13 protein-coding genes are annotated in these 13273 nt (G+C 70.2%); 2 read left to right on the forward strand and 11 right to left on the reverse strand.

What is annotated here, in order from left to right; genetic code table 11:
* Positions 1-21: 21 nt before the first annotated feature.
* The gene (locus tag MYK68_RS03305) at positions 22-1413 is read right to left on the reverse strand and encodes a wax ester/triacylglycerol synthase domain-containing protein (protein WP_247866304.1); all 1392 of its coding nucleotides are present in this window, start codon (positions 1411-1413) and stop codon (positions 22-24) included.
* Positions 1414-1665: 252 nt separating this feature from the next.
* On the opposite strand from MYK68_RS03305, the gene MYK68_RS03310 reads away from it, so the two are divergent.
* Positions 1666-2667 (forward strand): IS481 family transposase, encoded by a 1002-nt coding sequence (locus MYK68_RS03310; protein ID WP_247864463.1) that lies wholly within the window; start codon positions 1666-1668, stop codon positions 2665-2667.
* Positions 2668-2802: 135 nt separating this feature from the next.
* On the opposite strand, the gene MYK68_RS03315 is transcribed toward MYK68_RS03310, so the two are convergent.
* From MYK68_RS03315 to MYK68_RS03335, 5 genes are all read right to left on the reverse strand, one after another.
* Entirely contained in the window at positions 2803-4413 is a 1611-nt protein-coding gene (locus tag MYK68_RS03315; RefSeq protein WP_247866305.1) for an HNH endonuclease signature motif containing protein, read from the reverse strand.
* A 275-nt stretch (positions 4414-4688) separates the two neighbouring features.
* Complete coding sequence (locus MYK68_RS03320; RefSeq protein ID WP_247866306.1) at positions 4689-5744, reverse strand: acyl-CoA dehydrogenase family protein; 1056 nt, start codon at positions 5742-5744, stop codon at positions 4689-4691.
* Positions 5741-6745, reverse strand: a complete 1005-nt coding sequence (locus tag MYK68_RS03325) for an acyl-CoA dehydrogenase family protein (RefSeq protein WP_247866307.1) — start codon at positions 6743-6745, stop codon at positions 5741-5743. The genes MYK68_RS03320 and MYK68_RS03325 overlap by 4 nt, the downstream gene beginning before the upstream one ends.
* Entirely contained in the window at positions 6745-7911 is a 1167-nt protein-coding gene (locus MYK68_RS03330; RefSeq protein WP_247866308.1) for an acyl-CoA dehydrogenase family protein, read from the reverse strand. Before MYK68_RS03330 ends, MYK68_RS03325 begins: the two co-directional genes overlap by 1 nt.
* Positions 7911-8813, reverse strand: coding sequence for an enoyl-CoA hydratase (locus MYK68_RS03335; RefSeq protein ID WP_247866309.1), 903 nt, complete (start codon positions 8811-8813; stop codon positions 7911-7913). Before MYK68_RS03335 ends, MYK68_RS03330 begins: the two co-directional genes overlap by 1 nt.
* Positions 8814-9000: 187 nt before the next feature.
* On the opposite strand from MYK68_RS03335, the gene MYK68_RS03340 reads away from it, so the two are divergent.
* Positions 9001-10266 carry a Fic family protein gene (locus MYK68_RS03340; protein ID WP_247866310.1) on the forward strand — a complete coding sequence of 422 codons (1266 nt, stop codon included), beginning with the start codon at positions 9001-9003 and terminating at the stop codon, positions 10264-10266.
* A gap of 39 nt (positions 10267-10305) precedes the next feature.
* Here MYK68_RS03340 and fdxA read toward each other — a convergent pair whose 3' ends face one another.
* The 5 genes from fdxA to MYK68_RS03365 form a co-directional block, all read right to left on the reverse strand.
* A complete protein-coding gene (gene fdxA / locus MYK68_RS03345; RefSeq protein WP_247866311.1) occupies positions 10306-10653 on the reverse strand; it encodes a ferredoxin in 348 nt (115 codons plus the stop codon).
* A 4-nt stretch (positions 10654-10657) separates the two neighbouring features.
* Positions 10658-11254 carry a DUF2249 domain-containing protein gene (locus MYK68_RS03350; protein WP_247866312.1) on the reverse strand — a complete coding sequence of 199 codons (597 nt, stop codon included), beginning with the start codon at positions 11252-11254 and terminating at the stop codon, positions 10658-10660.
* A 93-nt stretch (positions 11255-11347) separates the two neighbouring features.
* Positions 11348-11500: a hypothetical protein gene (locus MYK68_RS03355; protein ID WP_247866313.1), complete on the reverse strand. Its 153-nt coding sequence runs from the start codon at positions 11498-11500 to the stop codon at positions 11348-11350.
* On the reverse strand, positions 11500-12219 hold the full coding sequence (locus tag MYK68_RS03360; protein WP_247866314.1) for a hypothetical protein: 720 nt from the start codon (positions 12217-12219) through the stop codon (positions 11500-11502). The genes MYK68_RS03355 and MYK68_RS03360 overlap by 1 nt, the downstream gene beginning before the upstream one ends.
* 37 nt (positions 12220-12256) lie before the next feature.
* Entirely contained in the window at positions 12257-13228 is a 972-nt protein-coding gene (locus MYK68_RS03365; RefSeq protein ID WP_247866315.1) for a LacI family DNA-binding transcriptional regulator, read from the reverse strand.
* Between the last annotated feature and the right edge of the window lie 45 nt (positions 13229-13273).

Here is a 13273-nt window from a genome sequence, read left to right on the forward strand (position 1 = left end):
GAACTCAGCCGGCGAGGGAGCTCAGCCGGCGGGGGAGGAATACCGAGAGACGGCCTCGGCGAGGTAGCGGGTGAACTCGCCGGGATCGGGGACGGCCGCGGGATCGGTGTTGACCCCGAGCAGCGCCGTGCCGTCGTAGGTGAACAGCGCGACGTTCACCGCGGCGCCAGACTTCGGTGCGAACGGCACCATCATGGTGACCCGGGAACCGCACAGGTAGATCGGGACCGGTGGCCCCGGGACGTTGGTCGCGGCCACGTCGACGCCCTTCATCAGCATTCCGGCCAGGCGTTCGGTGACCGGCGCGGGCAGCAGCGCCAGCGCTTTGTAGATGATCTCGGACAGGCCGAGCGCCGGATCGGTGCGAGCGTCGTCGACCACGCCGTGCAGCCGGCGGAGCCGTTCGGCGGCGCCGGTCTGTCCGCACGGCACGACGAACCGTGCGGGTACCCAGTGGTTGCCGATCGCCTCGTCGCCGGGACGGCGCTGGCTGATCGGCATGTTGACCCGGAATCCGGGCAGTTCGGTGCCGTGGGCGCGGTGATAGGCGCCGACCGCGTCGGCGACCGCGGCGATGAAGACGACGTTCAGCGTCACCCCGGCGGCGTCGGCCGCCGCCTTGAGCGGGGCCAGCGGAACGTCGATCACGGTGAACACGCAGGCCAGCGACCGCCCGGACATCAGCGGGGACAGCGGCTCGCTCTGCGGAGCCAGCATCGCCGCCGCCGACGACGCGGTGTGCCAGGCCGTCCGCGTCGAGCCGAACGGGTCGCGCACCAGGGCGGCCGCACCCGTCGCGCTGGACCGGGCGGCACCGGTGACCACCTCGGTCAGCGCGTCGATCTCGAACGCGGCGGCCTGCCGGAACCGATCGGTCAGACCTGCCGGTGCCGGCTCCGGCGCGGGTGGCAGCGCGCCCAGATCGCCGGGGTCGGGGGCCACGTCGAACAGCGCCGCGCCGAGCGCCAGGCCGCCCATACCGTCGGCGACGCTGTGGTGGATCTTGAAGATCACCGCGGCCCGGCCGTCGTCCAGACCGGTGAGGATGGCGATCTCCCAGAGCGGGCGCGACTTGTCGAAGTCCTGTTCGCCCATCCGCGCCGCGAAGGCGAGGGCGCCGGTGAGGTCGTCGTCGCCGTCGGGCAGGCGCCGCCAGCGGATGTGATAGTCGGGGTCGAAGTTGGGGTCGGTCTCCCACCGCGGCGGCGCCGGGGACAGCGGATTCCCGACCGCGCGCTGGCGCAGGCGAGGGAACAGCCGGGTCAGCCGTTCGGTGCGCTCGACGACCCGATCCCGGTCGGGCGGCGATTCGAGCACGATGACGGCGACGATTCCCGACCGGAGCAACGGGTCGCCCTCGATGCCGAACATGACGGCGTCGAACGCCCCCATCCGTTCATCCCTGGTGGCCATGTGGTCGATTCTCGCCCAGACAGGTGCCCGGCGCTGGTGACCGTGCGATTTCATGCCTACGAGGATGGCGCAGACGGTAGGCATGTCAGTAGGTATGCTGCGCGCGGTGATCGGCAGCCCTAGCCGCGCGAGTCCCGACATTTTGGCCGGCCTAGATGTACTTCCCCGACACGTTGTGAACATCTGAGGTGAAGTGAAGACCTCCGGGCAGGATGTGGGTTACCACACTGACATCAAGCCACGGAGGTCTTCATGGTCCACGCTAACGCACCCTTGACGCCGGAGGGCAGACGACGCCTGGCGGTGCTGATCGTCGAGGACGGTTGGCCGCTGCGGCGGGCAGCGCAGCGGTTCCAGGTTTCCCTGGCCACGGCCAAGCGATGGGCCGACCGGTACCGCGCCGGTCAGGAGTTGACCGACCGTAGTTCCCGTCCCCAGACCTGTCCGACGCGTCTGAACCGGCGCACCGAGCGGCGGATCATCGGTCTGCGGTTCACTCGCCGCTGGGGACCACACCGCATCGCCTACCACCTGCGGCTTCCGCGTTCGACCGTGGGCAGGGTCCTGACTCGGTACCGGATGCCGCCGCTGGCGCACCTGGACCAGGCCACCGGGCTGCCGGTGCGCCGGCCCGCGCCCAAGAGGTACGAAGTCGACCGTCCCGGCCGGCTGGTCCATGTCGACATCAAGAAACTCGGCCGAATCCCTGACGGCGGCGGATGGCGGGTCCATGGACGCGGCTCGGCCCAGGACCTCAGAGCCGGGCGGCACCGTGACCAGGCTGCCCGCGGCGGCGCAGCAGGATCGCGGGGCTACCGGTACCTGCACCACGCTGTCGATGACCACTCGCGCGTGGCGTATTCGGAGATCCTCGATGACGAACGCAAGGAGACCGCGGCAGGGTTCTGGGAACGGGCCAACGCGTTCTTCGCCGAGATCGGAGTCACCGTGACCGCGGTGATGACCGATAACGGATCCTGCTACCGCTCGCGTGTGTTCGCCGCGGCCCTGGGCCCGAGTATCAAGCACAAGCGGACCAGGCCGTACCGGCCCCAGACCAACGGGAAAGTCGAACGCTTCAACCGGACGCTGGCCGCCGAATGGGCCTACGCCGCCCCGTACACCAGTGACACCGAACGCGCAGCGGCCTACCAGCACTGGCTGCACCACTACAATCACCACCGACCCCACACCGGGATCGGCGGCCTCGTCCCCTCAGCCCGCGTTCACAACCTCACGGGGAAGTACACCTAGATGAGTGATTCCCGGTGTCGGTGATGGACATGGCGGCGTTCGCGGGCAGCGGCGGTGCTCGTGACTGCTGCCGATGCGTCGAGTCGCTCTCGGGTGAGCGTGCACGCCCTGGCGGCCCGGCCACTTTGGTGGTGGTCAGGCGGCCAGGTGCTGTTCGAGGAGGTGTTCGACGCCGGAACTGGTGGTGTCTGTGGCGTCCGCCGGTTGAGGTGTGACGAGCCTCTTGGGGCGAGGAGCCTCGACGCCAGGGCCCCCGGCCTGCGCGCCGGTGTCGCCGAGCCGGTGGTTCACGGTCGGTGGCGGACTGCGGTCTTCGGCGGGGGTGTCTGGGCCGGTGCGGAGTTTGTCGGGGTGGAACAGGGGGTTGATGATCCACGGCCCGGTGCGTCCGGCGGGCCGCCAGCCGACGCGGCCTTTGTCGGGGCCGTCGGTGAGAACCGTCGATTCCCAGGTTCCGGGTTGTTTGCCGTTCCACCGGTTGTGTGTGCCGCAGGCCCCGCCGAGGTGATCGGCGTCGGTGGGGCCGCCGTGCTGCCAGTCGGGCATGTGGTGCATCTCGCACTGGGCGAACGGCCGGGTACAGCCCGGCGCGGTACAGCCGCGATCGCGGGCGAACAACGCCAAGCGTTGCGCGCGGGAGGCGAGGCGGTGGGCGCGGCCGAGGTAGAGGGGCTGCCCGGTGGCCTTGGCGAACACGGCCAGGTACGGCACGGCGTTCGCGGCGATCTTCACCAGATCTGACACCGGAATCCGGGTGCCAGTGGTGGTCCAGGCGATCCCGGCGTGGCGGGCCAGGTCCTCATCGGTCACGGTGACCACGATCTGATTGCGCAGACTCTCCGGGCGCGCGTGGGTGTTCTGGGCATTGACCCAGGCGAGTAGTGCCAGCAACGCGTCGTGCTGGCGGCGCCCCAGCAGCCGGTCATCGCGCTCGGCCGCGGCAGCCAGGACCGCGGGGTCCAGGCCGGGCTGATCGGCCGCCCCGTGCGGGGAGTCCGGATCGTCGGGGTTGTTCATGCCGGGAGCGGCCCACTGGACGAACACGACCTCGAACTCCGCCCGCAACTGCGGCGTCAGGCGGGCCTGGACCGCGCTCATGAGTTGCCGGTCCTGGGCGGACAACCGGAACTTCGCTTGCCGCTGCCGGTCCTCATCGCCGGCGAGGGTCCCGTCGGGGTCGAGGTGGGCCAGGATCCGGTTGCCGGCCATCGTCACCCCACCCGGGTTGAGGGTGCGGGCGGCGTCAGCGAGCATGGCCTCAGCCTTCACCCTGTCATCCGGGTCGACCGAGGTGGGGATTTTGTCCATCACTTCCTCGATCACCGACACGTGCGTCTCACCGATCGCACCGTCAGCGACCGCGGCCGCGGTCGCCGGGAACTTCGGATCGAGACGCTCGCCGGTCATGGCGGTGAACCGGCCGATCGAGGCCGCTACCACCCGGCGCCGCCGGGATTCGCCTTCCCCGATACGTAGTCCCTGGGTGAGGAGTTGGTGCATGGTGTTGTATCCGGCGCGCCGGCAGGCGCCGCGGTCGGAGATCTCCACCAGCAGCGCCGCATCGACCCCGACACCTTTCCGGCGGGCCTGCTCCCGCGATTCGAGCAGATCCAGCAGACCATCCTCCGACAGGGCGCCCAACGGCGTCTCGGCCAGCGATTCCTCAACCGCCGCACTGACCGCCATCAACTCGGCGGGCGACAGGCCGGCCACAAGACCGCGTGCGTCGAACACATCATCGCTCATCGCGGACCCCCCTTTGCCGGCCGATGGTGGATAGTTCTGCTCCTACCTCAGGATAACGCACACTAAGGTGTGTATGCAACAGGTGGATAGAACTTACTTTCGAGTAGATTGCTTGCCGCCGTCCTGCCCGCCTGTCCCTGCCGGGCATCCCGATCATCGTCGCCAAGGGGCATCGGCAGCGCCGTCGACGCCGAACCGGCCGAGACCGGCATCACCGGGCTCAGACCGGCTCGCACGACCGAGAAACAGCGCCCCGATCACCGGGAATCACTCATCTAGACGGCGATGTCCGCCAATGCGCGACGCGGCGAGCCGAACAACTGTGCGTCGGCCTGGGCGCGCTTGAAGTACAGCCCGATGTCGTGCTCGGCGGTGATCCCGATGCCGCCGTGCAACTGGATCGCCTGCCCGGTGACGCTCACGTAGCCCTCCGAGCAGTAGACGTGTGCGGCCGCCGCGAGTTCGGCGGCCTGCGGGTCGTCGTCACTCGCCGCGGCGACGGCGGCCGCGGACATCGAGCGCATCGTCTCGACCAGGACGTACATGTCGGCCATGGCGTGCTTGAGGGCCTGAAACGACGCCAGCTCGCGCCCGAACTGCTTGCGGGTCCGGGTGTGCTCCACCGTCAGGGCCAGCGCCCGGGCCGCGCCGCCGACCTGCTCCACGGACAGCAGTGCCCAGGCGAGCGTGCGGATCCGGCCGGGCAGACCGGGCGGCGATCCGATGGTATGCGCCGGTGTCTGGTCGAAGCAGACACGCGCCAGCGGACGGGTCGCGTCGAGTACCGGCAGGGGAGTGACGGTGACGCCCGGGCCGTCGGCGGGGACCTCGTGCAGCGTGGGGCGGCTGGGTCCGGCGAGCACCAGGAAGGTGTCGGCGGATTCGCCGTCGATCACGTATTCGGCTGTGCCGCTGAGCAGCCCGGCCTCGGCGGTGACGCCGGGCGCGTCCCAGCCGGCCGGTCCGGCCCAGCACAGTGCGGCGGTCCGGGTGCCGGCCGCCAGGTCCGGGACCAGGCGCGCGCAGGTGTCGTCGTCACCGGCGGCGAGGAGCGTTCCGGTCGCCACCACCGCCGATGAGAGCATCGGCACCGGCGCAAGGCTCTCGCCGAGGGCTTCGACGACGACGGCGGCCTCGCGCAGGGAGGCTCCGGCACCGTCGTATTTCTCCGGGACGGCCAGGGCGGCGACCCCGATGTGTCCGGCGAGGAGGCGCCACAGTTCGTCGTCGTACCGGCCGGGCCGGGTGATCGCCTCGCGGACGGCGGTGCGGCCGCCGCGGCGGGCGATCGCGTCCCGCACGGCGGCGCCGAGGGCTTCGAGCTCGTTCATCGCGGCCGGCCTCCGCGCAGGCGCTCGGCGATGCGGGCGCGGTGCCAGGCCGGGGGGCCCCACGCGCCGCGCAGGGCGCGGGCCTTGGTGAGGTGCAGCGACAGGTCGTGCTCGGCCGTGTAGCCGATGGCGCCGAGCACCTGCAGGGCGCGGCGTGCGGCGAGGTCGGCGGCGTCGCTCGCGGCGACCTTCGCCGCGGACACATCGCAGGTCACGTCGGCCGTCCCGGGTGCGCCGCCATCCATTCCGACGGCCGCGCCGTGGATCAGCGGCCGGGCCATCTCGACGGCGATCGCGACGTCGGCGAGGTGGTGTTTCACCGCCTGGAACGAGCCGATCGCCCGGCCGAACTGGTGTCGCGCCTTCGCGTAGTCGGCGGCGATCGCCAGCATGGCCGCGGCCAGGCCGAGCGACTGGGCCGCCGTGGCGAGGGCGGCGAGATTCAGGATGCGCGCGGTCGCGTCGTCGAGGGCGGCGATCCGCGCGCCTTCGGCGGCCTCGGCGACCGTCCGGGTGAGATCGACGGTACTGCGCGCCGGTCCCGCCGGGGAGGCCCGGAACAGGGCGCCGTCGCGGATCAGATAGGGCTGGGCGGCGCCGGGGTCCGCGGCGCGCGGGTTGACCGGCGCCAGCACGCACGACGCCGGCCGCCCGGCCAGCAGTTCGGCGAGGTCACCGGCACCGGCGCCGCGGGTGGCGACGGCGTCGAGCGCGGCCGGAACCGCCGCGACGGTATCGGCGACCGGCCCGGGCATGCACCACCGGCCGAGTCGCTCGGCGGCGACCGTCATCTCCACGGCTCCGGCGCCGCTGCCGCCGAGACCGTCGTCGACCAGCAGGCCGGTGATCCCGGCCTCGGCGAGCTGCCGGTACACGGCCAGGCCCGGCTCGCGGTCGCCGTCGGCCCACGCGCGGGCGACGGCGGTGCCCCCGGCCCGGGTGGCGATCGCCGTGACCGTCTCGGCCAGATCGGAATGGGTGTCGTCGAGCAGGAAGTCCACTATCGATCTCCGCGGGGCAGGCCGAGCAGCCGCTCGGCGATCACATTGCGCTGAATCTCATTGGTGCCGGCGTAGATCGGACCGGAGAGCGAGAAGAGGTAGCCGCCGAGCCACGGTCCGTCGAGTTCGGCGTCGGCGCCGAGCAGGTCGAGCGCGGTCTCGTGGGCGGCGATGTCCCACTGCGACCAGAAGACCTTGTTGATCGACGACTCCATGCCCAACTGCCCGCCGGCGGCCAGGCGACTGACGGTCTGGTAGGTGGACAGTTCGTAGGAGCGGGCGCCGATCCAGGCGTCCACCACGCCGTGGTCGGCGGCCGCCGTCGTGGGCGGGGTGTCCCCGCGTTCGTGCCAGAGCGCCAGCAGCCGGTCGGTGGTGGCCAGGAAGCGGCCGGGCGAACGCAGCGACAGGCCGCGCTCATTGGCGGCGGTGCTCATCGCGACCTTCCAGCCCTGGTGCATTTCGCCGATCACGCCGGAGGCGCCCGGGTCGGCGGGGTCGTCGGGCACGAAGACGTCCTCCAGGAAGATCTCGGCGAACCCGGGTTCACCGTCGAGCTGGGCGATCGGGCGGACGGTGACGCCGGGGGCGCGCAGGTCGAACATGAAGTAGGTGAGACCCCGGTGCCGATCCTGGTCGGGATCGGAGCGGAACAGCCCGAATCCCTTGTCCGCGAAGCTCGATCGGGAACTCCAGGTCTTCTGGCCGTTCAGCAGCCAGCCGCCCTCGGTCGGGGTGGCCGTCGAGCGAAGGGAGGCCAGGTCGCTGCCGGCCTCCGGCTCGCTCCACGCCTGGCCCCAGATGTCGTCGGCGCGGGCCATCCGCGGCAGGATCCGGGCGAGCTGATCGGGATGGGCGTGCTCGAAGAGTGTGGGAGCGAGCAGGAAGATGCCGTTCTGGCTGACCCGCCCCGGCGCGCCCGAGCGGTAGTACTCCTCCTCGAAGATCAGCCAGTGCAGCAGCGGCTCGTCGCGGCCGCCGAACTCGGCGGGCCAGCTGACCACCGACATGGCATCGGCGGCCATCTCGGCCTCCCAGGCGCGGTGCGCCTCGAAGCCGGCGGCGGTGTCCATCGACGGCAGCGGCCGAGCGGGGACGTGCTCGGTCAGCCAGGCGCGGACCTCGTCGCGGAACGCCTGTGCGGCGTCGTCGAACAGCAGGTCCATCAGGCCGGCCCCCCGGCCGACTTCATCGACTTGGCGTCCATGCCGCCGAGCGAGTCGCCGCCGGCCTCGGCGTTCGCGCTGTGCGCGTAGTGGTGCCAGCCGAAGACCGAGTCCATCGCGTTGCGCAGACCCATCTGGTCTTCGCAGATGTTGACCGCCTTCTTGGACAGGAACAGACCCTGCATGGGCATGGCGGCCATCTGCCCGCAGAGCTCGTCGACCTTGCCGGCCAGAGCCTCGCGCGGCACGACGTGGTTCACCATGCCCCACTCGAGAGCCTGCTGCGCGGTGAACCGCTGCCCGGTCATCAAGATCTCCTTGGCGCGCCGGGCACCCAGCACATAGGCGTGCGCGAAGTACTCGACGCCCGGAATCCCCATGCGCGCCACCGGATCGGAGAAGAAGGCGTCGTCGGAGGTGACGATGAAATCGGCCGACCACGCGAGCATCAATCCGCCGGCGATGCACGCGCCGTGGACCTGCGCGATCAGCGGCTTCGGCATGTCACGCCACCGGCGGCACATCCCGAGGTACACCTCGATCTCTCGGGCGAGCCGCTGGTCGGCACCGGAGGAGTCGGTGTGATCCCAGTGCAGGGCGGCGACGTTCTCATAGTGGGTGTCGAAGTCCCGCTCGGGTGTCCCGATGTCGTGCCCGGCAGAGAAGTGCTTCCCGTTCGCGCGCAACACGATCACCTTGACCGCGGGATCGTCGGTCGCCTTCGCGAACGCGGCGTCGAGCGAATACGTCATCACCGAGTTCTGCGCGTTCCGGTATTCGGGGCGGTTGAGGGTCACGTAGGCGACCGCCCCCTCGGGCCCGCCCGTCTCGTAGGCGACCGGGGTCGATTCGGCGGTCAGATCGTCGGGCCCCAGCGCGGGCGGAATGACGGCGTCGCTCATGCCATCGATCGTAACCTAGCAAGTGCTTGGTTGGTAGTTGGTCGTGGTCGACTGACGCTTGGATGTCACGGTGGATCCGCGCAGAAGCGGCTCGGCAATTGCTGCGCTATTTGATCTAGAATGGGTATTGGAGCAAATAGGGTGGCGATCTTGGTGTGCTATGTGCTGTAGGCCGGAAGGATGGTCGATGTCGTACCGCACGCTGAAGACGGTCTTTCACCAGCGCGATCGGGCGGGTGTCGACGCTGAGGAGCGCGCCCGGCGGGAGTCTCCCGCTGCCCTTCATTGGGACCTGATGATCGGTGAGCACGCGATGTTCGCGCTGACGACACCCGAAGTCACCGCGCTGATCGAGCGGATCATGAGCTTCGAGCCGAAGATCCGGGCCGAGTGGGAGGGGTTGCCGGGCAGCGCGCGGCGGCACTATCTGGATCGCATGGTGATCGACGAGATCCAGTCGACGAACGAGATCGAACAGGTTCGCTCTACTCGGAAGGAGATCGGCGAAGCGCTCAAGGCGCTGCGGGCGGAACGGCCCGCGGCGAACAAGCGGTTCATGGAGATGGCCCGTCTCTACCTCGACATCGGCGAGGCCGAGGTGGTGAGTCCGCAGACGCTCCACGACATCCGGACGGTATACGACGCGGTGACGCGCGGGGAGATCCGCGCCGAGGATGCCCCGGACGGCAGACGATTCCGCGAGGGGCCGGTGTCGATCGAATCGGGAACCAAGATCGTGCATACCGGCGTGGTGCCCGAGTCGGCGATCGACGAGGCCCTCACCGTGATGCTGAGCCAGGGCCGCGACGACTCGATCCCCCGGCTGGTCAGGGCGGTCGTCGCCCATTTCATCTTCGAATACACGCATCCGTTCTACGACGGCAACGGTCGGACCGGGCGCTACCTCCTCGCGGTCGACCTCCGGCAGGTGCTGGCTCCATATGCGAGCCTGGCGTTGTCGGCGACGATCGCCGACAACAAGGACCGTTACTACCGGGCCTTCGCGGGCGCGGAGGACCCGTTGAACCGTGGAGACCTGACGCCCTACCTGGTCGACATGCTGGAGATCATCGCCGAGGCACAGCATCGCCTGTTGCTCGACCTCGCCGATCGGCGGCGGAAGATCGATGCGCTCGGCGCACGGATCGGTGAGGTGCTGGAATGCGAACGGGGTCCGCTGAGTGCCGGACTCGACCGCGGGTCGGCGCCGCCGGTCGACCGCCACGACCTCGGCGCGATCCTCTTCGTGCTGGGCCAGGCCCGCTGTTTCAGCGTCACCGGTACCGCGAAGCTGAAGACTCTGGCCGATGCCGTGGGGCGCTCCGGTCAGTTCGTCCGTCCGCGACTTCAACGACTTGACGACGCCGGGATCATCGAGACGGCGACGAGGAAGCCGCTGCGCTTCCGACTCACTGCGCGGACCGCCTCGCTCCTGGAACTGGACACGGAGTGATTCTCGCCGGATCGCGGGTGGGGCCGCGGCTCGGCGGAATCAGTCCTCGTTCTGCGGTGGGAGGCCGGCGACCAGGGGTGCGTCGGTGCCGGTGGCGCCGAGCTTCATGGCGCCACCGGGGGAGCCGAGGGGAGACTCGCGGCCCGGCAGGCACTTCTCGAAGAAGTCGGCGTTGTCGGTGAGGTAGGGCGCCCACTCCTCCGGGAGGTCATCCTCGTAGAAGATGGCCTCGACCGGGCAGACCGGTTCGCAGGCGCCACAGTCGACGCACTCGTCGGGGTGGATGTACAGGCTGCGGCCGCCCTCGTAGATGCAGTCGACGGGGCACTCCTCCACGCAGGCGCGGTCCATCACGTCGACACAGGGTTCGGCGATCACGTACGTCATGGCGTCACGATGCCGGCCGCACCGTCGGGGTGAGGGTCAGTGCGGGTTCCCGATGGGTGTGGACGGTGAGGTACGAGAGGCCGTCGTTTCCGGCGGTGAACGACCGGCGTGAACGCTTCGGCAGCCACAGGATGTCGCCGAGCAGGACCTCGATCGGGCCGTTCGCGGTGCCGACGGTGCCGCCGCCGGACAGCACATAGACGAGCACGTCGACCTCGGCGCCGGCGTGGTCGCCGATCGAGCCGCCCGGGGCGAGGGTGATGAGGTTCGAGTCGAGATCGCGGTCGGGGAAGTCGAGTTTCCACGCGACGCCGGGCTCGCCGCCGGTCACCAGCTCCGCCGCGTTGCCGAGCGCGCGAGGCACAGGCGCGGCGAGCGTCTTGCCGATCCGGATGCGGTAGTCGCCGGGCTCGCGGACCAGGTACTCCCACTCGAAGCCGCCCGGCGTCTTGTCGTCGAACTGGCGGTGCAGCGGGACCGGGTCGTGGTCGTTGACGAGGATCAGCGCCTCGCCGACCCGAAGGCCGTCGAACAGCCCGAGTATCTTCGGGTGCCGCTCCGGCTTCGGGATCTCACGCACATCGATGGTCACGTCGGGCACCGGATCCTCCTAATAAAAACTATTTGTATAGTCGAAATTACTCGCGGCGAATGTCCAGGGGCAAGTGCCGCGGCACCGCGACCGGCGGTGGGCTCACGACCAGCCGAAAGTGACACCCAGGAGGGCGAGGGTCGAGAGCAGGGGGCGGCCGGCCAGCACGGCGATCAGCACGCACACGATGACGACGGTGGCGGCTTTGCGCACCTTGCGGTTGCGGGGACGGGCGGAGGCGGTCGTGTCGGTCATCATCGGGTCCTTTCCGGGTGATCGGCATCGGCGAAGTAGCCGCGGCGTTCGATCTCGTGACGGGTGGCTTCGGTGGGAATGGCGATGCGCTTCATCAGAGCGCTCATGTCGTCGCCGAGGCAGCGGGCGGCGTCGTCGATGCGGTCGGAGATCGCGCGCGATCGGGTCGTGTCGGCGAGCACGGTCGGATCGTCGAGCGACTTCGCGGTCGATTCGACGGTGTCCGCGAAGGTCGTGAACGCGGATCGGGCGGAGGCGTGCTGGTCGATCCAGTAGCCCGGCGACGTGTCGGGGGCCAGCGCCCGGTACCACCGGGGCGGTGGTGTGGCGTCGATCCGCGAGGCCGCCGACCGTGCGGAGCGGGCGAGCAGTCCCAGGTAGTCACGCGCCTGGTCGGCCGCCTGCTGAAGGGGGAGCGGCGTGTCCGGCGGGCTCTGCTTCGCCGCGGCATCGACGGCGGTGAGTCCGGCGTCGATCGATCCGACGAAGTCGACGACGTCGTAGTACACGTCGTTCGCGTGGTGTCGGCGGTAGGCCGCGTCGGACGCCCGCCGGCGGTCGTCGCGGTGGTCGGCCGAGGCCGCGGAGTCGGGGTTGAGCAGGCCGCCGTCGACGTCGCACCGGGCGACGGCGAACCCGACGGCGCCGAGGACGACCAGCGCGATCAGTGTGGCTCGTAGGGGATGGCGGATACGGGGGGAGAGTCGGCGGAGGCTCACGGCTGTCCTTTCGGTGACGAACCGAGCCGACTCGCCGTCAGGTACGCGGGCGGCCGCTCGATTCGCGGGTGTGGATCTGGTTGTCGGGGTCGATGTACAGGGCGGTGTTCGCGGTGCTCGCCTGCGCGTGCAGTTCCGCGATGCGGTCGGCGAGCTGATTCGCGGCGGCATCGATGTCGCCGCTCACGCTGGTCAGCGCCGGCGTGGTGAGGCGGCCGAGGATCGAGTTGTCGGTGCCGACCACGGACACGTCGCCGGGTACGGCGACCCCCTGCACGCGTAGCGCGTCGATCACGGCGAGGGCGTACGTGTCGCTGTACGCGTAGACGGCCGTCGGCAGGGAGTCTTCGATCAGCCAGCGCCGCACGAGGTGACCGAAGTCGTCCCGGGTGCACGCCACCTCTTCGCGCCGCACCTCGGCGCCGAGGTCGATCGCCGCGGCGGCGAACTCCGAGAAGCGCTGGCCGGCGAAGTCGATGGGACGGGTGCCCGGCGGCACCGGAATGCTGATACGACGGTGGCCGAGATCGTTGATGAGATGGTTGGCGGCGGCCGCTCCGATGCCCTTCTTCAGGATGGCCGCCGACGCGTAGTCGAGGGGGCCTTCGGCGAAGAGGAGGATCTGGTCGATGCCCTGCTTCCGCAGCCGGCCGGCGATCGCCGGGGTGACGGTCGCCGGTGTCGAGATGACCATCCACGGCCGGCGTTCGCTCCAGCGGCGGACCAGATCGTCCTCCGATCCGGAGACGTCGCCGTCGTAGGCGAGGACCAGCCCGTGCGACTCGAGCTGCGCGCGTAGCGCGTAGATGAAGTTGTTCACGGTCTCGGCGTCGGAGTATCCGCCGGCCGGGACGAGGACCAGGTTCGACGCCCGCGACCGGAGCGACCGCGCCGACGGGTTCGGGACGTAGTCGAGGGCGCGTGCGCTGGCGAGTACCCGTTCGCGGGTCGCCGGGCTGATCGCGGCGTCGTTCCCGTTGAGGACGAGCGACACGGTGGTCCGGGACACTTTCGCGTGTCTGGCGACGTCCGCGCTCGTCGCTCGGGTCGGTCG

The sequence above is a fragment of the Gordonia sp. PP30 genome (assembly GCF_023100845.1).
In the GTDB taxonomy this organism is placed as follows: domain Bacteria; phylum Actinomycetota; class Actinomycetes; order Mycobacteriales; family Mycobacteriaceae; genus Gordonia.